The sequence below is a fragment of the Terrabacter sp. Soil811 genome (assembly GCF_001429655.1).
Taxonomy (GTDB): domain Bacteria; phylum Actinomycetota; class Actinomycetes; order Actinomycetales; family Dermatophilaceae; genus Terrabacter.
Map to the genome: position 1 here is coordinate 169,600 of NZ_LMSX01000008.1, position 25,909 is coordinate 195,508.

Annotated in this window: 24 protein-coding genes; 19 read left to right on the forward strand and 5 right to left on the reverse strand. The window is 71.7% G+C overall.

Annotated elements, in window-relative coordinates; all coding sequences use genetic code 11:
• Positions 1-14 precede the first annotated feature (14 nt).
• On the forward strand, positions 15-977 hold the full coding sequence (locus tag ASH01_RS11290; RefSeq protein ID WP_056775746.1) for a lysylphosphatidylglycerol synthase domain-containing protein: 963 nt from the start codon (positions 15-17) through the stop codon (positions 975-977).
• 33 nt (positions 978-1,010) lie between these two features.
• Here ASH01_RS11290 and ASH01_RS11295 read toward each other — a convergent pair whose 3' ends face one another.
• Positions 1,011-1,445, reverse strand: a complete 435-nt coding sequence (locus ASH01_RS11295) for a nitroreductase family deazaflavin-dependent oxidoreductase (RefSeq protein ID WP_056775748.1) — start codon at positions 1,443-1,445, stop codon at positions 1,011-1,013.
• Positions 1,446-1,522: 77 nt separating this feature from the next.
• Positions 1,523-2,266, reverse strand: coding sequence for a DUF3105 domain-containing protein (locus ASH01_RS11300; protein WP_056775749.1), 744 nt, complete (start codon positions 2,264-2,266; stop codon positions 1,523-1,525).
• Between the two features lie 124 nt (positions 2,267-2,390).
• Here ASH01_RS11300 and ASH01_RS11305 point away from each other — a divergent pair, with 124 nt between their 5' ends.
• A complete protein-coding gene (locus tag ASH01_RS11305; RefSeq protein ID WP_056775751.1) occupies positions 2,391-3,317 on the forward strand; it encodes a DNA-3-methyladenine glycosylase family protein in 927 nt (308 codons plus the stop codon).
• A 99-nt stretch (positions 3,318-3,416) separates the two neighbouring features.
• Here the strand turns inward: ASH01_RS11305 and ASH01_RS11310 are convergent, their stop codons facing one another.
• Positions 3,417-5,471, reverse strand: a complete 2,055-nt coding sequence (locus tag ASH01_RS11310) for a PhoX family protein (RefSeq protein WP_056775753.1) — start codon at positions 5,469-5,471, stop codon at positions 3,417-3,419.
• A gap of 204 nt (positions 5,472-5,675) precedes the next feature.
• Between ASH01_RS11310 and ASH01_RS11315 the strand changes: the two genes are divergently transcribed.
• Entirely contained in the window at positions 5,676-6,872 is a 1,197-nt protein-coding gene (locus ASH01_RS11315; protein WP_156415548.1) for a glycosyltransferase, read from the forward strand.
• 50 nt (positions 6,873-6,922) lie between these two features.
• Here ASH01_RS11315 and ASH01_RS11320 read toward each other — a convergent pair whose 3' ends face one another.
• On the reverse strand, positions 6,923-7,873 hold the full coding sequence (locus tag ASH01_RS11320) for an acyl-CoA thioesterase (RefSeq protein ID WP_056775756.1): 951 nt from the start codon (positions 7,871-7,873) through the stop codon (positions 6,923-6,925).
• 28 nt (positions 7,874-7,901) lie between these two features.
• On the reverse strand, positions 7,902-12,188 hold the full coding sequence (locus tag ASH01_RS11325) for an FtsK/SpoIIIE domain-containing protein (protein ID WP_162263879.1): 4,287 nt from the start codon (positions 12,186-12,188) through the stop codon (positions 7,902-7,904).
• A gap of 253 nt (positions 12,189-12,441) precedes the next feature.
• Here ASH01_RS11325 and ASH01_RS11330 point away from each other — a divergent pair, with 253 nt between their 5' ends.
• From ASH01_RS11330 to smpB, 16 genes are all read left to right on the forward strand, one after another.
• On the forward strand, positions 12,442-13,680 hold the full coding sequence (locus ASH01_RS11330) for a CpaF family protein (RefSeq protein WP_056775760.1): 1,239 nt from the start codon (positions 12,442-12,444) through the stop codon (positions 13,678-13,680).
• Complete coding sequence (locus ASH01_RS11335; protein ID WP_056777590.1) at positions 13,680-14,546, forward strand: type II secretion system F family protein; 867 nt, start codon at positions 13,680-13,682, stop codon at positions 14,544-14,546. The genes ASH01_RS11330 and ASH01_RS11335 overlap by 1 nt, the downstream gene beginning before the upstream one ends.
• On the forward strand, positions 14,543-15,520 hold the full coding sequence (locus tag ASH01_RS11340; RefSeq protein WP_056775762.1) for a type II secretion system F family protein: 978 nt from the start codon (positions 14,543-14,545) through the stop codon (positions 15,518-15,520). The genes ASH01_RS11335 and ASH01_RS11340 overlap by 4 nt, the downstream gene beginning before the upstream one ends.
• A gap of 52 nt (positions 15,521-15,572) precedes the next feature.
• Positions 15,573-15,788, forward strand: a complete 216-nt coding sequence (locus ASH01_RS11345) for a hypothetical protein (protein WP_056775764.1) — start codon at positions 15,573-15,575, stop codon at positions 15,786-15,788.
• 71 nt (positions 15,789-15,859) lie between these two features.
• Positions 15,860-16,234: a TadE/TadG family type IV pilus assembly protein gene (locus tag ASH01_RS11350; protein WP_268807401.1), complete on the forward strand. Its 375-nt coding sequence runs from the start codon at positions 15,860-15,862 to the stop codon at positions 16,232-16,234.
• Positions 16,231-16,719: a hypothetical protein gene (locus ASH01_RS11355; protein WP_056775767.1), complete on the forward strand. Its 489-nt coding sequence runs from the start codon at positions 16,231-16,233 to the stop codon at positions 16,717-16,719. The genes ASH01_RS11350 and ASH01_RS11355 overlap by 4 nt, the downstream gene beginning before the upstream one ends.
• Positions 16,716-17,225: a pilus assembly protein TadG-related protein gene (locus ASH01_RS11360; RefSeq protein WP_056775769.1), complete on the forward strand. Its 510-nt coding sequence runs from the start codon at positions 16,716-16,718 to the stop codon at positions 17,223-17,225. Before ASH01_RS11355 ends, ASH01_RS11360 begins: the two co-directional genes overlap by 4 nt.
• A gap of 629 nt (positions 17,226-17,854) precedes the next feature.
• Positions 17,855-18,244 carry a hypothetical protein gene (locus tag ASH01_RS11365; protein ID WP_056775770.1) on the forward strand — a complete coding sequence of 130 codons (390 nt, stop codon included), beginning with the start codon at positions 17,855-17,857 and terminating at the stop codon, positions 18,242-18,244.
• 205 nt (positions 18,245-18,449) lie between these two features.
• Positions 18,450-18,908 carry a lamin tail domain-containing protein gene (locus ASH01_RS11370; RefSeq protein ID WP_056775772.1) on the forward strand — a complete coding sequence of 153 codons (459 nt, stop codon included), beginning with the start codon at positions 18,450-18,452 and terminating at the stop codon, positions 18,906-18,908.
• Positions 18,909-19,196: 288 nt separating this feature from the next.
• On the forward strand, positions 19,197-19,724 hold the full coding sequence (locus tag ASH01_RS11375; protein ID WP_056775774.1) for a matrixin family metalloprotease: 528 nt from the start codon (positions 19,197-19,199) through the stop codon (positions 19,722-19,724).
• Between the two features lie 173 nt (positions 19,725-19,897).
• Positions 19,898-21,010, forward strand: coding sequence for a peptide chain release factor 2 (prfB, locus tag ASH01_RS11380; RefSeq protein WP_056775775.1), 1,113 nt, complete (start codon positions 19,898-19,900; stop codon positions 21,008-21,010).
• Positions 21,011-21,145: 135 nt separating this feature from the next.
• Positions 21,146-21,613 carry a hypothetical protein gene (locus tag ASH01_RS11385; RefSeq protein ID WP_056775777.1) on the forward strand — a complete coding sequence of 156 codons (468 nt, stop codon included), beginning with the start codon at positions 21,146-21,148 and terminating at the stop codon, positions 21,611-21,613.
• A 182-nt stretch (positions 21,614-21,795) separates the two neighbouring features.
• Entirely contained in the window at positions 21,796-22,695 is a 900-nt protein-coding gene (gene ftsE / locus ASH01_RS11390; protein ID WP_056775780.1) for a cell division ATP-binding protein FtsE, read from the forward strand.
• A gap of 24 nt (positions 22,696-22,719) precedes the next feature.
• Entirely contained in the window at positions 22,720-23,625 is a 906-nt protein-coding gene (gene ftsX / locus ASH01_RS11395) for a permease-like cell division protein FtsX (protein ID WP_056775782.1), read from the forward strand.
• Between the two features lie 145 nt (positions 23,626-23,770).
• Positions 23,771-25,273 carry a M23 family metallopeptidase gene (locus ASH01_RS23920; protein ID WP_304437924.1) on the forward strand — a complete coding sequence of 501 codons (1,503 nt, stop codon included), beginning with the start codon at positions 23,771-23,773 and terminating at the stop codon, positions 25,271-25,273.
• A gap of 96 nt (positions 25,274-25,369) precedes the next feature.
• The gene (gene smpB / locus ASH01_RS11405) at positions 25,370-25,843 is read left to right on the forward strand and encodes an SsrA-binding protein SmpB (protein ID WP_056775785.1); all 474 of its coding nucleotides are present in this window, start codon (positions 25,370-25,372) and stop codon (positions 25,841-25,843) included.
• Positions 25,844-25,909: the final 66 nt, after the last annotated feature.

The window sequence follows — 25,909 nt, forward strand, 5'->3', positions numbered from 1 at the left end:
ATGATGGGTGCGACATGACCCGTAAGAAGATCCTCACCGTCCTGCGCGTGGCCATCGCGCTCATCACGCTCGCAGCCGTGGTCTACGCAGTCGTCCACAACTGGGCCGACGTGTCCGTCCACCTCGACAAGATCTCGTGGACGACGTTCCTGTGGTCGACGCTCGCGGCAGGCATCGGCACGTGGCTGACGATGATCGGCTGGAAGACGCTGCTGCGCGACCTCGGCTCCGACCTGCACCTCGCGCCCGCGTCCGGCGTCTACTTCGTCGGCCAGCTCGGCAAGTACCTCCCGGGCTCGCTGTGGTCGGTGCTCGTGCAGGCGGACATCGCGAGCCACCTCAAGGTGCCGCGTCGGCGCACCGCCGTGACCGGCCTGCTCGCGCTCGGGCTGGCCCTGCTCACGGGCCTGCTCGTCGGGCTCCCGGCGGCGTCGTTCCTGCTCACGAGCACCTCGTCGGGCTTCGACTGGTGGCTGCTCCTCGGCATCCCGATCCTCGTCGTGCTCTGCGTGCCCAAGCTGCTCAACGCGATCATCGACAAGATGCTGCGCACCATCAAGCGCGAGCCCCTCGAGCACGGCCTCTCGGCGGGTGCCGTGATGCGCGCGGTCGTCATCTTCGTCCTCGTGTGGGTCGCCTTCGGCGTGCACACCCTGCTGCTCGCCCGGGCGGTCGCCGGGGACGCCTCGCCGCACCCCGACCTCACGACGGCGGCGATGACGGGCTACGCCCTGTCGGTGTCGCTCGGCATGCTGACGATCGTCCTGCCGGCCGGACTGGGTGCGCGCGAGGGACTGCTCACCCTCATCCTGTCCACGGCCATGCCGACGCCGGCGGCGGCCGCCGTCGCGATCATGTCGCGCTTCATCGTCACGATCGTCGACGTCGTCGCAGCGCTCGGCGGGTGGCTCTACGCCCGCTCGCACCACCTCATCACCGAGCGGCACGCCGCCGCCGAGAGCGACGTCAGCGTCTGACCCGTCGCGGTCCGACCCGTCGCGCGCGGACGCTCAGCGGCGCTCGAGCACGAAGACGGGGATGAGGCGGTCCGTCCTCGTCTGGTACTCCGCGTAGGGCGGGTAGGCCGCGACGCACCGCTGCCACCACTGCTCGCGCTCCTCGCCCTCGAGCTCGCGGGCGTGCACGGGGAACGTCTCGGTGCCGGCCTGGAGGTCGATGTCGGGGTGGGCGAGGAGGTTGTGGTACCAGTTCGGGTGCGCCGGTGCCCCGCCCTGGCTCGCCACCGCGGCGAACGACCCGTCGTGCTCGACGCGCATGAGCGGCACCTTGCGGATCGCCGCGGTCTTCGCGCCGCGCATCGTCAGCATGACCACGGGCAGGCCCATGATGTCGACCGATTCGGTGGTGCCCGTGCTCTCGATCGTCTCGACCTGCTTGCGGACCCACTCGCTGGGGCTGGGGACGTACTCGCCGGTGATCGTCATGACGGCAGGGTAACCCGCTGCACACGCACCCAGCCCCCGGTGGGTCACCGGGGGCTGGGAGGCGAACGGGGGAGGGCTCAGGCGGCGCCGGGCTCCGGGGCAGAGCTCCACGGGTACTTCTTGACGAAGTCCTCGACGACCGTCGTGTTGAGTCCTCCGCACAGCTGACGGTGACCCATCTGGGCCCCGACCTTGCCGCTGGCCTGGTCGACGTCGGCGGCCCAGTGGGACAGGGCGTACTTCTTGCCCGCGGGGAAGGCGCCGTGGGCGGGGTCCCACGGGCTGATGAGGAACTTGTTGGCCGACTCCTTCATGGCGTTGACCTTGGTCGACAGGGCCTGGAACGCGGCTGCCTGCTCCTTCTCGACGGAGCGGTCGTACCAGAGGATCGTGTAGCCGTGCTCGAGGTTGTGCACCAGCGTCTCGATCTGCGGGGCGTCCGCGACGGTGTAGACGCGACGCCCGTCGACGGCCGGGACGGCGAAGTGCTTGCCGCTCGACGGCGGGACCGTGGAGTACGTGATCTTCGTGACGTCCGGCTGGTTGGTGCCCGGGCCGACGTGGTCGCTCGAGCCGCTCGCGGGGTCGTTGGTGATGGGGTCGCACGAGGCGGCGGCGACGTCGCCGCTGATGTTCTGGAGCGCCTCGTCCTTCTTGTTCTGCTCACCGATGATCGCCCAGGCGACGGCCGCGCCGATGATGGCGATGACGGCCACGCAGGCGCCGATCACGACGAAGAGGCGACGGCGCTCGGCCTTCTTCTGGGCGGCCTGCATCTCGGCGACGCGCTCGCGGCGGTCTCGGCTCGTCTCGCGGGCCATCGTTCCTCGTTCCTGTCGGTCTGTCGGCGGCGGCCGGTGGGGCCGGTGGGGCGGGGGTGTGAGTCGCTCGTCGACGGACGGGTCGTCCCGTGCGGCGACGGTGCCGAGTGTAGGCGAGGATGTTGTGGTGCCCGAAGCCCCGACCCGCCTGTGGCGCAGCGACCGCGAGATCGCGCTGCGTGCCCAGCTCGGCGTCTTCCGCCGGGGCTCGGGTGACCCGACCTCACGCTTCGGACGCGACGGCACGGTGACGCGGGCGGCGCAGACGCCCGACGGCGTCGGCACCCTCCACCTCGTGTGCCGTCCCGGGGACTCCGAGGTGCAGGCCCAGGCGTGGGGTCCGGGAGCGGCGTGGCTGCTCGACGCCGTGCCGGGTCTCCTCGGCGACGACGACGACCCCTCGGGCTTCGAGCCCCACCACGACCTCGTCGCCGAGGCGTGGCGGCGCTTCTCCCACTGGCGGGTGCCACGCTCGGGTCTCGTCTTCGACGCGCTCGCTCCGGCGGTCATCGAGCAGAAGGTGACCGGTCAGGAGGCGTTCTCGGGCTACCGCGTGCTCGTGCGTCGCTTCGGCGAGCCGGCCCCCGGACCCTTCCCGGGGCTCATGGCCCCGCCGACGGCAGCCGGGTGGGCGGCGGTCCCGTCGTGGGCGTGGCTGCAGGCGTCCGTCGACGGCGCGCGCTCGCGCACCGTCGTGCGGGCGGCGGGGTATGCCGGCCGGCTCGAGCAGGGGGCGTCCGTGTCCGTCGCGGAGGCACACCGTCGCCTGCGGGCCCTGCCGGGCGTCGGGGTGTGGACCGCCGCCGAGGTGGCGCAGCGAGCGCTGGGCGACCCCGACTCCGTGTCCTTCGGCGACTACCACGTGGCCAAGGACATCGGGTGGGCTCTGACCGGGACCCCGGTGGACGACGACGGCCTCGCCGAGCTGCTCGAGCCCTACCGCGGGCACCGCTACCGCGTGCAGCACCTGCTCGGTCTCGCGGGGCACCACCGGCCGCGCCGCGGGCCGCGGATGGCCCCACGCACGCACCTGCCGACGCGCACCCGCTGAGCGACGCCGGACGGCATACCAACTCGTGGTCACGACGTGTCACGCACGACGGCCCGGCACCCCTGACGGTGCCGGGCCTTCGTGCGTCGTGCCGCTCGGTCAGCGGCGGTAGGAGACGACCACGCTCGGGCGCGGGAAGCCGTCGGTGTGCGGCCAGGTGCTCGACGGCGTCTCGAAGGTCGCGCCGTCCGTCTCACCGGGGTGCTGCACGGCGACGAAGACCGAGCGCTGGTCCTCGGTGACAAGTGGGCCGCACGTCTCGGCGCCGAACGGCACGGTGAGGAACTGCTCGACGCGTCCGCGGTCGGGTCCGGAGACCGGCACCCGGAAGAGGCCGTCGTTGGAGCCGAGGACGTTGCCGTCGGTCGAGATCCAGAGGTTGCCGACGGCGTCGAAGGCGACGTTGTCGGGGCAGCTGATCGGGCTCACCTTGGACTTGTCGTAGCCCGCGAAGTACGTCTCCGGCGCTGCGGGGTCTCCGCAGACGAGGAAGAGGTCCCACGTGAACGTCATTGCGGTGTGGTCGTTCCCGAGCTCGGTGAGCTCGAGGACGTAGCCGTTGCGGTTGCCCGACTTGCTCGTGAGCGGTGCGTCCAGGCTTGCGCGGACCATGCTCGAGGCAAGCGGGTTGGTCTCGTCGGTCGGGTACTTCACCCCGCGGTCCGAGTTGTTCGTCAGGGCGGCGTAGATCTTGCCGTTGACGGGGTTGGGCTCGACGTCCTCGGGACGGTCCATCTTCGTCGGGCCGACGGTGTCGGCGGCGAGCCGGGTGTTGACGAGCACCTCGGCGACGCTCATGCCGGGGACGTGGGACCGGGTGTCCGAGGTGAGGGCGATCCACGTGCCCGCGCCGTCGAACTCGCCGTCGCCCGTGCCGTCGCCGACGAACTTCGCGACGTAGAGGGTGCCCTTGGTCAGGAGGGTCTTGTTGTGCGCGCGGGCGGCGCGCGAGTCGCCCTTGCGGAAGCGTTCTGCCGAGACGAACTTGTAGAGGTAGTCGCCGCGCTCGTCGTCACCCATGTAGGCGACGGCGTGGCCGGAGTCGGAGATCGTGACGTTGGCGCCCTCGTGCTTGAAGCGGCCGAGCATCGTCTGCTTGACCGGCGTCGAGTCGGGCTCGAAGGGGTCGACCTCGACGACCCAGCCGAAGCGGTAGGCCTCGTGCGGGTGCTTGCTGAGGTCGAAGCGCTCGTCGACGGTCGACCAGCCGCGGTTCGTCACGGCTGCGGTGGCGAGGCCGTAGCGCTTGAACGACGTGGCGTTCGCCGGGTCGACGGCGCCGCTCGCGTCGAAGTAGCCGTTGAAGTTCTCCTCGCCGGACAGGACGGTGCCCCACGGCGTCGTGCCGCCGGCGCAGTTGCCGAAGGTGCCGTTGACGCGGGTCCCCGTCGGGTCGGCTGCGGTGCGGAGCAGGCTGTGGCCGGCGGCCGGGCCGTGGAAGGCGAACTCGGTGTGCACGGTGATGCGGCGGTTGTGGTGGGCCCGCCGGTGATCGGCGCGGATCCAGGATCCTTGGGCGCGTCCGCGCTCGATCGTGACGACGGACATGCCGTGGGCCGCCATCGCGATCTTCTTGATCATGGCGTCGTCGTACTCGCCCGTCGGGAACATGAGGGTCTCGTCGGTGTACTCGTGGTTCGTGACGAGCAGGGCGCGTCGACCCTCGAGGGGCAGCACGCCGACGTAGTCGTTGTTGTAGCCGAACTGCTTGGCCTGGGCCTCCGGCGTCTGGGCGTGCGCGTCGAAGCGGGGCGCGCCGGCCTCGACCGGGTCGCCCCAGCGGATGACGACGTTGTGGGTGAACTCGGGGGCGTTCGTGACGGCGTCGGCCCGGTTGGGCGCGACGGGCGTGAAGGCGGCGCGGCCGACGTCCGCGGTGGTGCGGCTTCGGCCGGATGCGGCGCTGGCGCCGGCGGCCGCGGCGGGGGTGGCGGTCGCGAGGCCGCCGACGACGAGTGCGCCGGCGCCGATGGCGCCGCCCTTGAGGACGGACCGGCGGGCGAGAGCGCCCTCGACGAGGTCGCGCATCGCGGGGTTGGCGCTCTCGTTGGGGACCGGGGCGTCGCAGGCGTCGTTGCAGCGGTAGTGGCACGTCATGCGGCTGCGCGAGCCGTGACGTGGCGTGGCGATGAGGGGGAGAAGCTTGGGGGTCACGCGGGTGCTCCTTCGGCGAGTGAGTCCGCCGCGCCCCTCTGGTCGGCGCGGCTGGGAACCGTCTGTGACGTTAGGAGCGCCGGGGGAGCGGGTGGGTGCTCCTTCGGTGGCCATCGGGTGAACTCCGCGTGTCCCCTTCGTCAGGCGGCGTATGCCGTCCGACACCACTCGTCGCGCGCCGCCGCGGGTGGGACTCTGGTCGACATGCGGATGCTCTTCGCGACGACGGCGGGAACGGGGCACTTCGGCCCCATGGTCCCGGTGGCCCGGGCGTGCGTCGAGGCAGGGCACGAGGTGCGGGTCGCGGCCCCGGAGTCCTTCGCGAACCACGTGGCGCGGGCCGGACTCGAGCACGTGCCGTTCGACGACGTACCGCAGGAGGTCATGGGCCCGGTCTTCGCGCGACTGCCGTCGATGACCCCGGAGGAGGCCAACGCGACGGTGGTCCGGGACGTCTTCGGTCGGCTCGACGCGCAGGCGGCCTGGCCGCGGGTGCAGGAGCTCGTCGACGCGTGGGCGCCGGACGTCGTCCTGCGCGAGCCGTGCGAGTTCGGGTCGCTCGCCGCCGCGGTGCGGTCCGGTGTGCCGCACGTCGAGATGGCGATCGGGCTCGGGAGCCTCCAGCAGTGGGCCGGGCAGGCGCTCGTCGATCCGCTCGGCGAGCTCGACGGCGTCACCGGCCTCGACGACGGGTCGTGCGCCGCGGCGATGTCGTCGGCGCCCGTCCTGTCACAGGTCCCACCGAGTCTCGACGTTCTGGACCACGGTCCGGGCACGAGCGACGGTGCGGTTCAAGACGTCCCGAGGGTCACCCGCTATCGCGACGGTGCGGCGCGCTCCGGCTCGGGGAAGGTCCCGTCCGGATGGGGCGATCCCGACCTCCCTCTCGTCTACGTGACGTTCGGGTCGGTGACGGCGGGCTTCGACGCGCTGAGCTCGGTCTTCCGGCTCTCGCTCGACGCGCTCGCCGACCTGCCCGTGCGCGTGTTCCTCACGACCGGGCACGCGGGCGACCCCGAGACCCTGCGGCCGTGGCCGGACAACGCTCACGTCGAGCGGTGGTGGCCGCAGGACGACGTCATGCCACTCGCGTCGGCGGTGGTCGGTCACGGCGGGTTCGGCACGATGATGTCCGCGCTGATCGCCGGAGTGCCGCAGGTGCTCGTGCCGCTCTTCGCCTTCGACCAGGAGGTCAACGCCCGGCGCATCGAGGAGGTCGGGGCGGGACTTCGCCTCGGAGGTCGCCACGAGGCGATGCCCGAGCTGGCCGGCGCCCTCACCCGGGTCCTCGGCGACACCGCCATCCGTTCCAGGGCGGGCGCGCTGGCCGAAGAGATCGCGGCGCTCCCGGACGCGTCCGCGATCGTCGGCACGGTCGAGGCCATCGCCGTCGGTGGCTGACTGGGCCAGACGTGGTCCGGCGGTGGCCCGGCCGTCAGCGAGCGGCGTGGTCAGGGGATGTGGCGCTCGGCGTCGACCTCGTTGCGCATCTCGACGAGGGCCTGCGCGTGGTCGCGCAGCGCCACGTCCTCCTCGCTGACCGGCACCCAGGGCCGCGCGGCGAGGGCCGTGCCGCCGACGTCGAGCGGCACGAAGACGATGAGCGAGTGGGTCGTCAGGTCGAGGTCGCCGGTCGAGGGGTCACCGGAGCGGACGTGGACGCTGATGTGCATGCTCGACGTGCCGGTGAGGAGCAGTCGCGCCTCCACCTCCACGAGGTGGCCGATCCGGAGCGGACGGTAGAAGCGGACCCCGCCGGCGTAGACGGCGACGTTGGACGCCGAGCCGGTCCACTGCGTGGCGAGCACGTGCGCGGCCTCGTCGATCCAGCGCATGACGATGCCGCCGTGCACCTTGCCGCCCCAGTTGACGTCGGTCGGGGCGGCCAGGAAGCGCAGCACGACGCGGGGCGCGGTGCCGGCGTCGCTGTAGGTCTGGGCGGCCATGGCGGCGGCGATCTCGTTGCGCAGACCGATCCGGGTGACCGCGCTCTCCTGCCACTCGCGGTCGTGCTCGTCCTCCGGGACGAGCTGGGCGACCGGGGTGGGCCGGCCGTGCTCGTCGACGGCGACGAAGACCATGATGCAGTCGGTGGTCGGGCGCAGGTCGCCGTCCTTGGGGTTGCCGGCCGAGACGGTGACGAGGATGTGCATGCTCGTCGTTCCGGTGTGGATGATGCGAGCGGTGGCCTCGACGAGGTCGCCGACCTCGACCGGCCGGGTGAAGCGCACGTTGCCGACGTATGCCGTGACGCTGTACGTCCCGCTCCACCCCGCGGCCGCGGCGTAGCCGGCCTTGTCGATCCACTCGAGCACACGTCCGCCCCCGACCGTGCCGGAGTAGCCCGCGTCCGTGGGTGCGGCGAGGAAGCGCAGGGTGATCTCTCGGGCGCCGCGCGGCATGGGTCCTCCTGGGGGCCTGGGGTGTGGGTCACGAGAGTGGCAGAGCGGGGGCCGTCGTGGGCGGTGAGTCCGACGTCCGGTGCGCCGGGGGGTCGAGCAGGGCCACCTGGACCGGTGTCGAGCGGCCGTCGACGACGAGGTGGCCGCGACCGGCGCGGCGCGTGCTGTCGATCTCGAGACGGACACCCAGCACGTCGCCGTCGCCCGGGGCCGTCGCACCGAGCAGGATCCCGATCCCGTCGCGCGACACCTCGGGGAGGAGTCCGCGGAAGGCGCCGTTCGCGCGGGTCAGCTCCGCTGCGACCACGACGATGCCCTCCGTGTCGTCGACGAGGCGAGCAGCCTCGACGAGCGGCGCCTCGACCCGGCTGCCGTCCACGAGCTCGGCGTCGTCGACGAGCAGGCACAGATCTGGATCGTCACGTCGCATGCCGATGAGCTCTGTGGCGTCGTGCGGTGTCAGGGTCGGGCACTCGCGGCCGGCCGCCCACAGGGACAGGACGGACCGGCGGGGACTGACGACGCAGGCGCTTCGTCCCAGCCTGAGCAGCTGCTCGCCGATGGTCACCAAGGTGGTCGAGCGCCCGGACCTGTTCTGTCCCGCGACGACGACGCGACGGTGACCGGCCCCGAGCGGCAGGGCGAGGGGTGCGGCGTCGTCACCGCCGACACCGACCCACAAGCCGTCCCGGACCGGTGGCAGGTCCTCCAGCCGCGCCTGCTGCGGCAGCGCCGAGATGCGCCAGGGGACGCAGCCGCCTCGGTCCCGGGAGCCGGCACGGTGGACGTCCACGGCCCGGGCCACGGCCTCCGCGACCTCGCCGGGTGAGGTCGCGGCCAGCTGCACCTCGTGGCCGGTGCGGAGGTCGATCGCCCGTCCGGGCGTCCTCGCCGTGGTGGCGAGCTCCGGGGAGACTCCGGCCAGGGTGAGGTCGAGCGGGTCGGGCAGGTGGAGGGCCAACCGCTGGTCGAGCAGGCCCGGCAGCCTGCCGGAGAGGATGGCCCGGCCACCCGTGACGGCGAACCTCACCCCCGCCCGGGGGCCGTCTCGGAGCAGGCGGTGCAGCTCGTCGACGGCGGCGCCGTGGTCGAGGCTCGACAGGGCCTCTTCGAGCGACTCCCAGCCGTCGACGAGCACGACGGTGCGGGCGGCCGCGGGCTCGTCGCCGTCGACCAGTCGGAGGAGGCGGGCGACGAGGCGTCGGGTGCGTGTCGGGTCTGCGCCGTCGGTCACGGTCCCGACGTGCGGGAGCGACGCGAGTGCGGCGCACGGCCCGGCGACGCCCTGGAGCACGTGCACGTGCAGGTCGTCGGGTGAGGTGCTCCCGGCAAGGCCGAGGGTGAGGGTGACCAGCGCGGTGGAGCGACCCGAGCGTGGCCCACCGGCGATGCCGAGGTGGCCGCGGTCGCCTGCGCGCCACCAGAGGGTGTCCCGTCGCTGTTCGTCGGGCACGTCCACGAGACCCATCGGCACGTCGAGCGTCGTCGACCCCGACGATGTCGCCGCATCTACCATCAGGTCGGCCGGGGTCAGCTCGGTCGGCAGCGGCGGCAGCCAGGGAGAGGGCTGGGAGGGGATGCCGGCGCGACGAGCGGCGTCGCGTGCTGCGTCGACGACGGCGAGGAGCTCGCTGGGGCGGGGCTCCTCGTCCGAGACGTCCTCGGGAGGGGCGATCGGGGCCAGCAGGTCGCGCGGGACGACGCGGGTGCGATCCGCCGAATCGGGCCCCTCGGCCAGCGCGCCGCCGAGGTAGGCGGTCTGCACCATGGTCAGGCTCCGGTCGCCGGAGCGCAGGCAGGCTCGTCCGGGCGCTCGCGGGTCGAGCGACGCGGCGTCTGCGGCGTCGACGACGTCCTCGCTGTCGGCGCGGTCACGGACCCGGAGCGCGATGCGCAGGGCGATGTTGGCCCGCATGTCGGCGGAGACGATGCCTGCCGGGCGCTGGGTCGCCAGCACGAGATGGAGACCGAGCGACCGACCGAGGGCCGCGACGCGCACGAGGCCCGCGATGAAGTCCGGGAACTCGTCGGCGAGGGCCTTGAACTCGTCCACGACGATGATGAGGCGGGACAGCGGAGGGAGCTCACGGCATACGCCAGCGGAGCGCCGGTAGTGGTCGAGGTCGCGCGCGGACGCCCGCGCGAGCAGCCGCTCACGGCGCTTCATCTCGGCATCGAGCGAGGTGAGCGCCCGCGCCGTCAGGTGTGCGTCGAGGTCCGTGACGAGGCCGACCGTGTGCGGCAGCCGCGCGCAGTCGCCGAAGGCCGAGCCACCCTTGTAGTCCACGAGGAGCAGGCCGAGCTCGTCCGGGCGGTTGCTCACGGCGAGGCCGGTCACGAGGGTCTGGAGCAGCTCCGACTTGCCCGACCCTGTGGTCCCGCCGACGAGCACGTGCGGTCCGTCCGTCGCCAGGTCGACCATGAGGTCGCCGTCGGTCGACCGCCCGAGGAGGGCGACCGGACGACCGGTGCTGCGTGCCCACGACAGCGCCAGGCCGTCGCCGGTCGTGGGGTCGACGCCCGCGCCCCGGTGCAGCTCGACGAACGACACGTCACGGGGTAGCGCTGCCGATCCTGACTCCGGTGTGGCGTCGACGTACGGCGCCAAGGCCCGGCTGACGCCTTCGAGCCAGCCGACCGACGGCAGGTCCGGGACCACCCCTGTGAGGGTGTGCCCCTCCGCACGAACCGTGGCCGCCGGTGCGGCGGCGTCCAGCTCCACCGTGGCGCGCGTCTCGGCCGGAAGCGCGGAGACGTCCGTGTCCACGCAGACGGCGACGATCCCGGCCGTGGGTCCGTCGCGCAGCAGGTCGGCGACCCCCGGACGGGACCGCAGCCCGCTGGCTCCGTCGAGGAGCACGACGACGTCGGGAGCAGGACGTCGTGAACCTGTCCAGCGACCGTCGTCCGCCCCACGTCGGCTGTCGACGAGCTCGCGGAGGGCCGAGACATGGCGTGCCACGTCTGCCGCGCGGCCGGTGACGCGCGCCGGCGAGCCGTCGTCGTCCCGGACGTGGGGGAGGTGTGCGGCCCACTCCCAGTCGAGCGCGTGCTCATGGGTGTCGGCGAGGACATGGACCTGGACGGTGCGGGGCGTGTGCCACGTCGCCACCTGCAGGAGCAGGCCGCCGACGAGCGAGAGCGTGTGGGCCCGGGGGCCCGCGACCCCGACGACACCCGAGGTCGCGACATCCAGCAGGGCGGGGAGCCCGTTCACGTGGGGTACGCCGTCGGGTGCCGGACCGGACACGTCGACCCGGGTCGGCTGGGTCGCGGTCCCGAGGCGGAGCACCAGGTGGTCGTCGTCCGAGGGCCGTCGCTCCCACAGCCGGGTCCCGCGCCGACGGGCGACGGCCTCGAGGTGGCCGAGGTCGGGATGGTCCGCGCGCAGGCCGGCCGCGTCGGCCGCGACGGCCTCTGCGAGGGCGCTGCGGGCCTGGGCCAGCAGCGCGGCGTGCTCACGGACCTGCCGGCGATACGACACCCGACCAGCGCGTCGGTCGCTCCACCACTGTCCGATGAGGAGGACCGGCGACATGAGGGCGAAGAGGAGGAGGGCGGGGGAGGAGAGCGCGGCGGCGAGCACGGCCGACAGCGCCACCGGAGCCAGCGAGGCAAGGAGCGGCACACGCTGGCGGTCCGGGCGCGACGGGACCTCGGGAAAGGTGACGGCCGGAGGGACGCCCGCGTCGCGGAAGCGCGGCTGGCGGTGGATCCGGACCTCGCCGTCCACGACATCGTGGTGGCCGCCGCGGACGTCCACGCCGCCCAGGACGAGCGTCGTCGACCCCACGGTCAGCAGCTGACCGGGCTCGAGGCGCGCGCCGTCGCTCGGCAGCAACGTCCCCTCGATGGATGACCCGTTGGTCGGGTGGTGGTCGACGACGCTGACGTGGTGAGGCGTCACGGTCACGACCGCGTGGGCGCGGGAGACGCCCGGGTCGTCGAGGCGTACGTCCGCGGACGCGGCTCGCCCGATGACGTGCTCGCCCCGGCCGAGGGACACGACCCGCCCCGCGCCGACGCCACCGGCGAGCCGCAGCTGCACGGCGCCTCGACCCGTCGCGACCGCGATGGGAGCACCCGGCCGGGTGATGGTCAGCAGGGCACCCCGCAGGAGGGGCGGTGCCCCGACGAGGGCGTCGTCGGTGACGAGCCGACCGTCGGTGCGGAAGCCGCAGCCCGGGACGCCGGCGACGTCGGTGAGCTCGGGACGGATCTCGCCGAAGCATGTGCCCGCCGGGGCCTCGATCGTCACGTGTCGCGGACGTGCGCCCAGCCCACGGGTGTCGACGACGGTCATGGTCAGGCGCACCGGATCCTCCTTCTCGTGTGCCCCCATGAGACAGCCCGCGAGCCGGTCGCCCTGGGCCGCGTGCACAGGTGTGGACGATGGCGGCGGCGAGATCCCGGGGCCCGCTACGGTGCCCGGCGCTCGCGCCACCCCACGGCGACCCTGTGGAAGAAGATCACGCGTTTGGACGCATTTGACCTAGCTTGGACGCGCCAGATCGCGACAGTCCGGGCAGGATGTCGGGCGTAGCAACTCACAGGGTTCAGGGGAACGCATGTCCACACAGGAAGCGGTGCGCCACGTCGAGGGCGAGGTCCGTGAGCTGATCCGTCGCTCGGGTCTCGATCCCGCACATGACTCCAAGGCCGTACGCCGTCTCGTCGAGGACGCCGTGCAGGACTACGACGAGCGCTCCCTCCACGGGGGTCTGCCGACGCTCGGAGACCAGCGACTCGCGGTTCACTCGATCCTCGCCGTCGTCGCCGGCTACGGTCCGCTCCAGCAGTACTTCGACGACGCCGCCGTCGAGGAGATCTGGATCAACGAGCCCTCGCGCGTCTTCGTGGCCCGCGGCGGGTTCGCCGAGCTGACCCCCACGATCTTGACGGCCGACGACGTGCGCGACCTCGTCGAGAGGATGCTCAAGAGCAGCGGCCGGCGCGTCGACCTCAGCAGTCCCTTCGTCGACGCGACGCTCGCCGACGGCTCGCGGCTCCACGTCGTCATCCCCGACATCAGCAGGGCGCACTGGCAGGTCAACATCCGCAAGTTCGTCGTCAAGGCCGACCACCTCGACGACCTCGTCCGGCTCGGCACGATGCCCCGACAGGCGGCGACGTTCCTCGAGGCCGCCGTCGCGAGCGGTCTCAACGTGCTCGTGGCCGGCGGCACCCAGGCGGGCAAGACGACGCTGCTCAACTGCCTCGCCGCCGCGATCCCGCCCCGCGAGCGCATCGTGACCTGCGAGGAGGTCTTCGAGCTGAAGATCCCGCAGCGCGACGTGGCCGCCATGCAGTGCCGCCAACCAAGCCTCGAGGGCACGGGCGAGGTCCCGCTGCGCCGCCTCGTCAAGGAGGCGCTGCGGATGCGTCCGTCGCGCATCATCGTCGGCGAGGTGCGGCAGGAGGAGAGCCTCGACCTGCTCATCGCCCTGAACAGCGGCGTGCCGGGCATGTGCACCGTGCACGCCAACAGCGCCCGCGAGGCCGTCACGAAGATGTGCACGCTGCCTCTGCTCGCCGGGGAGAACGTCTCGAGCCGCTTCGTCGTTCCGACGGTGGCGGCGGCGGTCGACGTCGTCGTCCACGTCGCCCTCGAGCGCGACGGCGTCCGACGGGTCCGAGAGATCGTTGCCGTTCCCGGACGGGCCGAGGGGGACGTCATCGAGATCGCCGACCTCTTCGTCACGCGCGAGGGTGCCCTGCGACGGGCCGACGGGTTCCCGCCCCACCGGGAGGCCTTCGAGCGGGCGGGTTACGACGTGGCGGCCCTTCTCGGCCAGGCGGACTCGTGATCTCGCCGCTGGCGATCGGCCTGTTGCTCGGTGTCGGCGTCTTCTTCGTCTACTGGTCGTCCTGGCCTCAGGAGCCCGCCCGCGAGAAGGTCGACAGGGGCGGCTTCATGGTCGAGCTGCGTGACCACCTCACCCAGGCCGGGTACTCGTCGGTCACGCCCGGTAACGTCGTCGCCGGGTCGGTGGTGCTCTTCGTCGTGGCCTTCGTCCTGGTCCTCGCCCTGACGCGCGTCGTCCCGATCTCGTTGTGCTTCAGCCTCATGGCCGGCGCGATCCCGCTCTCGCTCGTGCGAATGCGAGCGCGCAAGCGCCGCAACAAGCTTCGCGACCTGTGGCCCGACGTCGTCGACAACATCACGTCGGGCGTGCGGGCGGGCCTGGCGCTCCCCGAGGCACTGTCGCAGCTCGCCGTCCGCGGTCCGGCCGAGCTGCGTCCGGCCTTCGCCGCGTTCGCGGAGGACTACCGGACGACAGGGCGTTTCCACGACTGTCTCGACCGGCTCAAGGACCGGCTCAGCGACCCGGTCGGAGACCGCATCGTCGAGTCGCTCCGGATCGCCCGCGAGGTGGGTGGCAGCGACCTCGGGAAGCTGCTCCGCACCCTGTCGTCGTTCCTGCGCGAGGATGCCCGCACCCGCTCCGAGCTCGAGACCCGGCAGAGCTGGACGGTCAACGCAGCCCGTCTCGCTGCCGGCGCCCCGTGGGTCGTCCTCGGGCTGCTCGCCCTCAACGGCAGCTCGCTCGCGGCCTACTCATCGCCAGCGGGCTGGGCTGTCCTCGCGGTCGGGGCTGCGCTGTGCGTCGTGGCCTACCGGGCCATGGTGTGGATCGGGCGACTCCCCGAGGAAGAGCGGGTCCTCCGGTGAACGGGCTGGCGGGTCGACTCGGCGAGCTCGTCGCCGACGGGTGGTCGTGGGTCGGCGCGAGCGCGGGCGTGTGCCTCGTCGCGGGCGTCGCTCTCGTCGTCGCCGGACTGCCGGCGAGCCGCCGCCCGACCCTCGACGACCGCCTGGAGCCCTACCTGCGCGACACGCCCCGCCCGTCGACGTTGCTCGCCCGGCCGGCCCCGTCGCGTGGTCCGTTCGGCTTCGGTGAGCTGCTCGCGCCCTACGTGGCCAGGTTGGGGTCCGGGGTGGGCGCGCTCGTCGGCGGCGCCCCGTCCGTGGCGCGTCGACAGCTCCGCGCGGGGCAGCCCGCGGACGTCGAACGGTTTCGCGCCGAGCAGGTCATGGCCGGGGCAGTCGGGGGACTGGGTGGTCTCGCCTTCACTGCCGTCGTCGCCGTCGCGCAGCGACGCTTTCCGGTGCCGGTCCTCGTGTCGATGGTGATCGTCGGGGTGCTCGGCGGGATCGCCGGCCGCGACTACCTCCTCAGCCGTGCCGCGAGCCGGCGCGAGGCCCGCATGCTCACCGAGTTCCCCACCGTCGCAGAGCTGCTCGCCCTTGCCGTCAGCGCGGGAGAGGGTGCCGTCGGCGCGCTCGAACGCGTCTGCCGCCTGTCCCGCGGAGAGCTCTCCGACGAGCTGCGTCGGTGCCTGGCCGACGCTCGGGCGGGGGCCAACCTGCCCACGGCACTCCAGGGTCTCGCCGACCGCACCGGGTTGATGAGCCTGACCCGTTTCGTCGACGGCATCGTCGTCGCCGTCGAGCGTGGGACGCCGCTCGCCGACGTGCTCCGGGCCCAGGCGCAGGACGTCCGCGAGGACGGGCGACGCACCCTCATGGAGGAGGGCGGGAAGAAGGAGATCTACATGATGGTCCCCATCGTCTTCCTCACCCTGCCCGTGACCGTGCTTTTCGCGCTCTACCCCGGCCTCAGCTTCCTCCACCTCAAGCTCTGACACCCGGCCCACCGAGTGTCCTGTCACCGCAGTCCCACACAGGGAGAAGAGAATGAACCGCATCATCACCACACACGCCCGAGCCCGAGCGGCCGTCACGACCGCCGTGTCGCGTCGGATCGCCGGCCCTCGTGACCGCGGGGACGTCCCCGGCTGGGTCCTCATCACGATCATGACCGCAGGGCTCGTCACCGCGCTGTGGGCCCTCGCCGGCCCCCAGCTCGGGCAGCTCTTCAGCGACGCCATCTCGGACGTCAAGGGCCCGTGACGCCCGGGTCGCTCCTGGCCCGACTGGAGCACCGCTCGACCAGCGCACCTGATCGCGAGCGTGGTTCTGCCATAGCGGAGTTCGTCATGGTGGCTGCCCTCCTTCTGGTCGTGGCGATGGGGGTCTTCCAGCTCGGCCTGGCGCTCTACGTCCGCAACGCGCTGATCTCGGCCGCGTCCGAGGGCGCCCGCTACGGCGCTCGAGCCGATGCGCAGCCCGCTGACGGCATCGCACGCACCGAGGCGCTCATCACCTCGGCGTTGAGCTCGACGTTCGCCCAGGACGTGAGCGCCACCCGTTCCGTCACCGCCTCGGGGGTGCGCGTCGTGGAGGTCCGCGTGACGGCGCCGCTGCCGGTCATCGGTCCGATCGGACCCGCGGGCGCGCTCACGGTGTCCGGTCGCGCCTTCAGCGAGGAGCAGGTCGTGGCCGGAGGCACCCGATGATCCGGCCGCAGGACGTCCTCGCCCGGGCCGCCGGTCGGGCCGCCGGTCGGGCTGCCGGCTGGAGTGACGTCGAGGCTGGGCGCGCCATCCTCGAGTTCATCTTCCTCGGCCTCCTGCTCCTGCTACCGCTCACCTATCTCGTGCTCACCGCGGCTCGGCTCCAGGCAGCCTCCTTCTCGGCGTCGCTGGCCGGGCGGGAGGCCGGTCGAGCCTTCGTCACGGCGCGGTCCGACGACGACGGCTATGCCCGCGCCCGAGCGGCGGCCCAGCTGGCCTTCACCGACTTCTCCTTCGAGGACGCCGCAGCGGTGTCCGTGGCGTGCGACGGCTCTCCCTGCCTGCGCCCCGACGGAACGGTGACCTCCACGGCGACGATCGAGGTCCGGCTCCCGCTCGTGCCGGACTTCATCGCCTCGCACGTGCCGGCCTCCGTGACCATCTCGTCGGTCCACGTCGCCTCCGTCGACCGGTTCGTGGCGCGATGACGAGCACGTATGCCGTCCGCCTCCGGGCCGTCGTCCGTCGCCTCCGCGCTCGGACAGGTCACCGTCGAGTCCGCGACGAGGGCCAGATCGGCGTGCTCGCCCTCGGCCTGCTCGTGCTCGCGACCCTCCTGGTCCTCGGCGCCGTCGACGTCACTGCGGCCCAGCTGGCGCGGATGCGCCTGCTCGACGCCGCAGACTCGGCGGCTCTCGACGCCGCCGACGCGCTGGACGAGCGCGCCGCCTACGAGGCCGGCGTCCTCGACCAGCTCGCCATCACCGACGAGTCCGTGGCCAGCGCCGCCACGGCCCATCTGGCGCGCACGCCGCTGCCGTCCGGGATCACCGCGTGGTCCGTCGTCCCCGACACCGGCACGAGCGAAGGCGCCACAGCCGTCGTCACGATCCAGGGGACGGCGACGCTGCCGATGAGTGGGTGGGTCCTCGAGTCCCTCGGCGGCAGCGTCACCATCACCGTGACGTCCCGGGCCCGTGCGCCGCTCGGGTGACTCGGGGCGGCGCCGCGCGGCACACGGACCACCTGTCGTGATCACCGTCCGTCGAGAGGAGTGACGGAGATACGTGGCGCAACCGCCTGATCCGCGTCGCCGATCGACAGGAGTTCCCGTGGCCGACCCCGATCCGTTCGAGCACCTTCCGGCTGACCTGCGGCGCGAGGCCCAGCAAGCCGCAGTGGACAAGGCCCGGGCCGTGGCGGACAAGGCCGCGGCGCGACGTCTGCCGTGACGCGCGAGGACTCCACGTGCGCGGTCGCGGTGGTCGACGCACTCGCCACTGCCGGGTGCACGGTGTCCCTCGACACCTTCCGGACCTTGGGTCGCAGTCCGCTGCAGAAACGGCTCGGTCGCCTCGCGGGCCGCCGTGAGCACCTTCGCCCTGGGGGCGACTCGCGACCGCCAAGGCGGGAACAGCCACCGCCGTGGCCGAGGCCACCGCAGCCGTGGCCGAGGCCACCCGCTGCGCTGGCCGAGGCCACCGCTGTGCTGGCCAAGGCGAAGGCCGAGCTCGCCGACCTCCTTGCCGACCCGCCCGTCCCGGACTCGGAGAGCAGTCCCTGGAGGATGCCGTCGAGGTAGCGCGCCTCGGCCTCGCTGCCGGACAGGAGCACCTGGCCGCCGTGACGCTCGTGGCCGACAAGGGGACGCTCGTGCTCGCCCAGGTCGACGCGTTCCTCGTCTCGGTCGAAGCCACGCCGGCCACGGGTCGGTCGGGGTGGGCGACGGCGCGCATGCTCGAGTGGCTCCACCTCGCGCCCGGAGCCGGTGGATGTTCCGACCACGAGCGGCCGACCACGCACGCGGTGCTCGTGCGCTCCGGCAAGGGCGACGTCACCATGACGACGTCCAGCCGCGCACTCTGGCTCGCCGACCGCTTCTCGACCGACGGCACCCAGTCCACGTCCTACCTGTGCCTCGACGTGGACACCGACACCGTCCTCGCGGCGGGGGTCGTGGCTCGCGCCGGCGCGGGGGAAGCTGGGTCGCACCCGGGACGTCGCCAACCCTGATCGCCCACTCACCGACGTGAAAACCCCCAAAACGCTCACACGCCAGACTGATCCGCACTAGCGTCCGTCGACGACGCCCACACCGCCCAGCACGTCCAAGGCCTGGCGGCGTGGCGCGTCGAGACAGGGAGTGATGGCGCCGTCCGAAGGGCGGCGCCATCCGCACGTGCCGCGACCACGGGGTCGCGACGACAGACAGGGAAGCATGCGCACGTTCATCACCAAGGCCCTCGTGGCCACCGCCGGTCTCGGCTTCGCCGTGGCCGCACCCATCGCCGCCGCGAGCTCGGCCCAGGCGCTCCCGGCGATCATGATCTACAAGGTCCAGTACGACTCGCCCGGCTCCGACACCGGCAGCAACACGAGCCTCAACGCGGAGTTCGTCGTCATCAAGAACACGACGCGCAGCAACCGCGTCCTCACCGGCTGGACCCTGCGCGACAAGACCGGCTACACCTACCGGTTCCCGACCTTCACCCTCAAGGCGGGCGCCACCGTGACGGTCCACACCGGCCGCGGGTCCGCGACGTCGACGCACCGCTACTACAACAAGACCTGGTACGTCTGGAACAACTCGGGCGACACGGCATACCTCAAGAACGCCTCGGGCACGACGGTCGACACGTGCGCGTGGAGCGGGGGCGGCACCGCGAAGTACTGCTGAGCCCAGCTCCGCACGACCGACGCCGCACATCGAAGGCCCGCCCCGCATCCGGGGCGGGCCTTCGTCGTGCCCCCATGTCTGGGAGTTGTCCCACCAACGCGCCAGTAATGGTCAAGAGATCGTCAAAAAGGCCGCATTACGTCACGAAGTCGATAATTTGGACAAACAGCGCCAACTCCCCTCGAGACCACCTACCCCACGGGTGGTCTCGGCGTCTGTCCGAACACACCGCATGGAGCCCCATCAGTCCTGAGCCCCCAGCACATCCCCCACAGCAGGAGAAGGCACATGAAGCGGATCATCTTCGTCGTCCTCGCAGCCGTCGGTCTCGCCATCGGCGCGGCCGCACCCTCGCAGGCCGCCAAGCCCACCCCCACGCCCACCGTCACGGCGGCCTACTGGGGCCACTGGGCGACCCAGGCACTCGTCTACGACTCCACCGGCGGAAACAACTCGTACAAGGTCGCCGAGGCAGTCTCGGAGTGGCGCAAGTCAGGGTGGAACGTGGCCATGACGAGCGACGCCACCAAGGCCAACATCAAGGTCCTCGCGCAGCAGGCGACCTCGGACGGCGCGATCGGTGATGCAACCCTCGTCAGTGGTGGAGGTGTCATCACGGGCTGCATCGTTCGTCTCGACCCGCTGTTCGCGACCATGTACGCGGGCGAGCACCTCGCCATCCACGAGCTCGGCCACTGCGGCGGCCTGCCGCACTCGACGTCGGCCAAGAGCGTCATGTACCCGTCGACGAACTCCAACACGGCACTCACCCGGCCGACGGCCGCCGACATCCGCTGGATGGCCGGCAACTACTGATCGACCCGCACCACTGCTCGGGGGAGCTTGCACCACAACCACATCGGGCCCACGGCGTATGCCGTGGGCCCGATGCGCGTACCGGCGACCCCGGTCACGGGGTGGGAGCTGCCCCGGGAGCGCGCAGCCCGGCGTGCGCGGGGCGGCTCGCCGCTGCCGTAGGCTGTTCGATCGTGGCTGTTGACTTCACGCAAGAGATCAAGGACCTGCGCGCGACGATGGACTCCGTGCGCGGGGTCACGAACCTCGACGAGCTCGCCCGGACCATCGACGAGCTCGAGCAGCAGGCCTCCGCCCCCGACCTCTGGGACGACCCCGACGCGGCGCAGCAGGTCACGAGCGCACTCTCCCGCGCCAACTCCGAGCGCGACCGCATCCTCGGGATGGACGCGCGCATCGAGGACCTCGAGACCCTCGTCGAGATGGGCCAGGAGGAGAGCGACGCCGCCACCCTCGAGGAGGCCGAGCGCGACCTCTCCACGCTGAAGAAGGACGTCGGCGAGCTCGAGGTCCGCACCCTGCTGTCGGGGGAGTACGACGAGCGGGAGGCCGTCGTGACGATCCGCTCCGGTGCCGGTGGCGTCGACGCCGCCGACTTCGCCGAGATGCTCATGCGGATGTACCTCCGCTGGGCCGAGCGCCACGGCTACCCCACGAAGGTCATGGACACCTCGTACGCCGAGGAGGCCGGCCTCAAGTCCGCCACCTTCGAGGTCAACGTGCCGTATGCGTTCGGCCACCTCTCCGTCGAGGCCGGCACGCACCGCCTCGTCCGGATCAGCCCGTTCGACAACCAGGGTCGTCGGCAGACGAGTTTCGCGGCTGTCGAGGTCATCCCGCTCATCGAGAGCGACGACTCGGTCGACATCCCCGAGAACGAGCTCAAGGTCGACGTCTTCCGTTCGAGCGGTCCCGGTGGCCAGAGCGTCAACACGACCGACTCGGCGGTGCGCATGACGCACATCCCGACCGGCATCGTCGTCTCGATGCAGAACGAGAAGAGCCAGATCCAGAACCGCGCCGCCGCCCTGCGCGTCCTCCAGTCGCGCCTGCTCCTGCAGCGCAAGGCCGAGGAGGCCGCGGTGAAGAAGGAGATGGCGGGCGACGTCAAGGCGAGCTGGGGCGACCAGATGCGCTCCTACGTGCTCAACCCGTACCAGATGGTCAAGGACCTGCGCACCGAGTTCGAGACCGGCAACCCGAGCGCCGTCTTCGACGGTGACATCGATGGCTTCATCGAGGCGGGCATCCGGTGGCAGATCGGTGAGAACCGCCGCGAGGACTGACATCTCGGGCGATCTCCGCTTTCGGCGGGCGCGCCGGCCTCCGCGCTCGTAGGGTCGCGTCGTCGGCTCCACCCGACGGCCCCCGCCCACGGGTGGGTCGGCGCAGCTCACGCTCCCGCCTGAGAGGTTCCGCCCATGTCACCCCTCCACCGCCTCGTCACGACCCTCGCCGCCCTCCTCGTCGCCGCCACCGTCACCGTCGGGCTGGCTCCCGCGGCGTCGGCCGCCACCAGCGCCTCCCCGTCATGCAGCAGCGTCCGCCAGATCGGCGACCGGAAGGTCGTCTCCGACCTCGGGATGTCCGCCTTCACCGTCCGCCAGTACGTCGGCTGGTGCCGCGACGCCCGAGGGTCGGCGTGGATGAACTTCACGTCCGTCTACGTCTGGGACCAGTACCACGTGCGCGGCTTCGCCTACCGCTCGCTCGCCGGCGTCGCCGTGCGTGGTGAGCCCGAGGCGCGCGGCTTCACGACGGGCGCCAGCCGCCAGCAGCTGAGCTACTCGACCCCGGTCCGCACGACCTCGCTCTGCACGCAGGGCTGGGGCAAGCTCTCCCGCGCCGGCTCGGAGTCGGCCCAGGGCCTCACGACGCTCGTCTGCTGAGCCCCGGCGGGGCATCGCCGGCCGCCACGCCGGGGCCGGCCGTTTTCCGGGGGTTTCGTCCGTCGGCCCGTAGCCTCGGAGCCGGTCCTGTTCACGCCGGCGTATGCCGTCACGTGCCACCGGGGCCAGCCGCCGTCCCGCTGATGCCCAGCTGATGTCCAGTACGAGTCGAGGCCCGTCGCATGATCCTCTTCGAGAACGTCACGAAGACCTACCCGCGGACGACTCGTCCGGCCCTCGACGACGTCAGCCTCGAGATCCCGCGCGGTGAGTTCGCCTTCGTCGTCGGCACGTCCGGTTCGGGCAAGTCGACGATGATGCAGCTCGTCATGAAGGAGCAGGACGTCTCCCGGGGGCGCATCCTCGTCGCGGGGCGCGACCTCGACCGGCTGCCGGAGCGCAAGGTGCCGGCCCTGCGGCGCGAGATCGGCTGCGTCTTCCAGGACTTCCGCCTGCTGCCCAACAAGACGGTCTTCCAGAACGTCGCCTACGCCCTCCAGGTTCTCGGCAGCAGCCGGGCCCGCATCCGCCAGACGGTGCCCGAGACGCTCGAGCTCGTGGGCCTGGCCGGCATGGAGAAGCGCCTGCCGCACCAGCTCTCGGGTGGTGAGCAGCAGCGCGTCGCCATCGCCCGGGCCTTCGTGAACCGGCCGCCGGTCCTGCTCGCCGACGAGCCCACCGGCAACCTCGACCCCGACACGAGCCTGGGCATCGTCCAGCTGCTCGACCGCATCAACCGCACCGGGACGACCGTCGTCATGGCCACCCACGACACCGTCACCGTCAACGCCATGCGCAAGCGCGTCATCCGCCTCGACCGCGGCGTGCTCGTCAGCGACATGGAGGCCGGCGACTACACGACCGGTTCCATCCCGCGCATCCGGCTCGACGAGGAGGCCGAGGCGCCGCGTCGCGCGGCCGAGCCCGAGGTGTCCGATGGCTACGACGACGGGGACCCCACGGCATACGACCCGGACGGCGAGTCTGAGGGCCTGCCGCCCATCGGGCGCGATGCCGACGCGCCACGCGGCAAGAGCGGAATCTTCCGGCGGCACAAGGCCGTCCAGACGAGCGACCGCTGAGCGCGAGACGAAGCGAGACACGACATGCGATTCCAGTTCCTCGTCGGCGAGATCGGCAACGGCCTCCGGCGCAACCTCTCGATGGCCGTCTCGGTCGTCATCGTCACGATGATCTCGATGTACCTCCTCGGCCTCGGCCTCATGGGCCAGCGGCAGGTCGACACCATGAAGGACTACTGGTACGACCGCGTCCAGGTCACGGTGATGCTCTGCGCCGAGAAGACCCGCTTCACCAACTGTGCGGGCGAGGCCACGACCGACGCCCAGCGCACGGCGATCAAGGCCGAGCTCGAGGCCCTCAAGCCGACGGTCAAGGAGGTCTACTACGAGTCGCGCGACGAGGCGTTCGAGCGGTTCAAGCAGACCTACAAGAACTCGCCGCTCGCGCGGGCGGGGGAGTCCTACTTCGCCGACTCCTACCGGGTCAACCTCAACGACGCCGGGAAGTTCGACGTCGTCGCGAGCTCGATCAAGGGCATGCCCGGGGTCGCCGACGTCCAGGACCAGAAGAAGCTCCTCGAGAAGTTCTTCACCTTTATGAACACCGTGTCGTGGGCGGCGATCGCGCTCTCCTCACTCATGGTCCTCGCGGCCGTCATGCTCATCTCGACGACGATCCGCCAGACCGCCTTCAGCCGTCGGCGTGAGACCGGCATCATGCGCCTCGTCGGCGCCTCGAACTTCACGATCCGCTTCCCGTTCGTCATGGAGACCGTCCTGGCGAGCGTGCTCGGCGCGGTCCTGGCGATGGGCATGCTCTGGGCCACGGTGCGCTACGGCGTCGTCGGCTTCCTGAGCCAGACCCTGACGGACACCGCCTTCATCGGGGTGGCGGACGTCTACTACGTCGCGCCGTTCGTCGTCGTCGGCGTCATCGTGCTCTCGAGCCTCACGTCCTGGGTGACGCTGCGCCGTTACCTGCGCGTCTGACGCGGCCCGAACTGCACAATTTCCCCAATTTGCTGCAGGGGGCCGAGGCGGCGTCGCATGCTGTCCCGGGCCGTATGCGGCCCTGATCGTGACGATTTCTCCCCAACGCGAGTGACGTGTGGTACCAATGGAGCATATGTGGCTCATGAGGCGTTCTGAGAAGAGCGGGCCGGCGACCAGGCTGACGGCCGCCGGGCTCGTCATCACGTGTTCCGTGTCCTTGGGATCGGCGCTCGTCGCGCGTGCCGACTCCGTGTCGGACCAGAAGAAGCGCAACGACCAGAAGATCGCCGCGCTCGGTCAGCAGCTCGAGGGCACCAACGCCGCGCTCGCGCGCGCCTACGTCAACCTCCAGCGCACCAACGCCGCGCTCCCGATCGCCCAGCAGCGCGTCACCTCCGCGCAGGCGGCCCAGGCGCGCGCCCAGGCCGCCCAGGTGGCGGCCGAGGCCACCGAGGCCCGCGCGATCGCCGCCGAGGCGAAGGCCCGCGCCCACAACGAGGCCGTGGCCCAGAAGCTCGCCGTGGCCAAGGCCAACGAGCAGCGCGCCAAGGAGCAGCTCGCCAAGAGCGGCGCCGACCTCGTCAGCAGCCAGGACGCCCTCGACTCGTACGCCGCCGAGGTCTTCCAGGGGTCCGGCCAGGAGTCGCAGCTCGGAATGGTCTTCGGATCCACCTCACCCGAGGACTTCGCGAACCGGCTCGTCATGGCCGACACCGCGAGCGCGGTCGCCAGCGACACCATCGACAAGCTCGCCGCGATGACGGCCGACAACACCTCGACCCGCTCGTACCTCACCTCGGTGCGCGGCGAGATCGCCGAGCTCAAGCGACAGGCCGAGGCCGCCCTGCGCGGGGCCGAGGCGGCCGCCGCGGCCGCCACTCAGGCCAAGAACCAGGCGATCATCGCCAAGAACAACGCCGTCACCGCCGCGCAGAACGCCGCGGCGGCCAAGACGCAGCTCGACCAGCTGAAGTCCAAGCAGTCGGCCTACACCGCCGACCTCGCGGTGCAGAAGCAGGGCGAGGCCGCAGACCTCGCCTCCGCCCGCGCCGAGTCGGCCCGCCTGCAGGCCGTCCTCGTCGAGCGGGCCCGCCAGGCCCGGATCGCCGAGCAGAAGCGCCAGGCCAGGCTGCGCGCCGAGCGCGCCGCGAAGATCCGCGCCGAGCGGGCCAAGGCCGCCGCCGCCAAGAAGCGCGGACAGGTCTACATCCCCAAGACGCCGCCGCCGGTGCAGAGCGACCCGACTCCGTCGAACTACCTCAGCTACCCCGCCATCGGCCCGACGACCTCCGGCTTCGGCATGCGGTGGCACCCAGTGCTCCAGAAGTGGATGCTGCACGACGGTCTCGACTGGGGCATCGCGTGCGGCACGCCGGTGTATGCCGCGGCGCCGGGCGACATCATCCGCGCGGGTTGGCGGGCGAGCGGGTGGGGCAACCAGATCCTCATCGACCACGGGATCCACCGCGGCGTCGACCTCGTCACGAGCTACAACCACCTGTCGAGCATCGTGAAGTTCGGCGGCAGCGTGAACCGCGGCCAGCTCATCGGCTACTCCGGCACGACGGGCTACTCGACGGGCTGTCACCTGCACTTCGGCACCTACGAGGACGGCACGCCGGTCAACCCCCGCAAGTGGCTCTGACCAACCCTCCCGGACAAAACCGACTCTGAGCCGAGGGCCCCTTCGGGGTAGCGTTGGTGCGCTGACCACACACCCTCAAGGCGGAAGGACGGTCTGGTGCCGAAGGAGAAGGGGCGGTCGCTCATCGCGAGCAACCGCAAGGCCCGACACGACTACCTCATCGACGACACCTTCGAGGCGGGCATCGTCCTTTCCGGCACCGAGGTCAAGGCGCTGCGGATGGGGCGCGCGTCCCTCGTCGACGGCTTCGCCATGTTCACCGGTGACGAGCTCTACCTCGAGAACGTCCACATCCCCGAGTACCTCAACGGCACGTGGAACAACCACGCCCCGCGTCGCAAGCGCAAGCTGCTCCTGCACCGCGCCGAGCTGACGAAGATCGCGCACAAGACCCGTGAGAGCGGGCGCACCATCGTGCCCCTGGCCCTCTACTTCAAGGACGGCCGCGCCAAGGTCGAGATCGCCATCGCGACCGGCAAGAAGGAGTACGACAAGCGCCACGCGCTGCGCGAGCGCCAGGACAACCGCGAGGCCGACCGGGCGATGAGCGCGGCCAACCGCCGCCGCTGACCCTTCCGCCGGAACCGCGCGACCCGGCGCAGCGTCCGGTGTCAGGATGCAAGGGACCAACGACGT

Coding starts and splice junctions, on each gene's coding strand:
- ASH01_RS11290 (WP_056775746.1), top strand. CDS start 15: ATGACCCGTAAGAAGATCCTCACCGTCCTGCGCGTGGCCATCGCGCTC.
- ASH01_RS11295 (WP_056775748.1), bottom strand. CDS start 1,445: ATGACGATCACCGGCGAGTACGTCCCCAGCCCCAGCGAGTGGGTCCGC.
- ASH01_RS11300 (WP_056775749.1), bottom strand. CDS start 2,266: ATGGCCCGCGAGACGAGCCGAGACCGCCGCGAGCGCGTCGCCGAGATG.
- ASH01_RS11315 (WP_156415548.1), top strand. CDS start 5,676: ATGCGGATGCTCTTCGCGACGACGGCGGGAACGGGGCACTTCGGCCCC.
- ASH01_RS11320 (WP_056775756.1), bottom strand. CDS start 7,873: ATGCCGCGCGGCGCCCGAGAGATCACCCTGCGCTTCCTCGCCGCACCC.
- ASH01_RS11330 (WP_056775760.1), top strand. CDS start 12,442: ATGTCCACACAGGAAGCGGTGCGCCACGTCGAGGGCGAGGTCCGTGAG.
- ASH01_RS11345 (WP_056775764.1), top strand. CDS start 15,573: ATGAACCGCATCATCACCACACACGCCCGAGCCCGAGCGGCCGTCACG.
- ASH01_RS11355 (WP_056775767.1), top strand. CDS start 16,231: ATGATCCGGCCGCAGGACGTCCTCGCCCGGGCCGCCGGTCGGGCCGCC.
- ASH01_RS11360 (WP_056775769.1), top strand. CDS start 16,716: ATGACGAGCACGTATGCCGTCCGCCTCCGGGCCGTCGTCCGTCGCCTC.
- ASH01_RS11370 (WP_056775772.1), top strand. CDS start 18,450: ATGCGCACGTTCATCACCAAGGCCCTCGTGGCCACCGCCGGTCTCGGC.
- ASH01_RS11375 (WP_056775774.1), top strand. CDS start 19,197: ATGAAGCGGATCATCTTCGTCGTCCTCGCAGCCGTCGGTCTCGCCATC.
- ASH01_RS11385 (WP_056775777.1), top strand. CDS start 21,146: ATGTCACCCCTCCACCGCCTCGTCACGACCCTCGCCGCCCTCCTCGTC.
- ftsE (WP_056775780.1), top strand. CDS start 21,796: ATGATCCTCTTCGAGAACGTCACGAAGACCTACCCGCGGACGACTCGT.
- ftsX (WP_056775782.1), top strand. CDS start 22,720: ATGCGATTCCAGTTCCTCGTCGGCGAGATCGGCAACGGCCTCCGGCGC.
- ASH01_RS23920 (WP_304437924.1), top strand. CDS start 23,771: ATGAGGCGTTCTGAGAAGAGCGGGCCGGCGACCAGGCTGACGGCCGCC.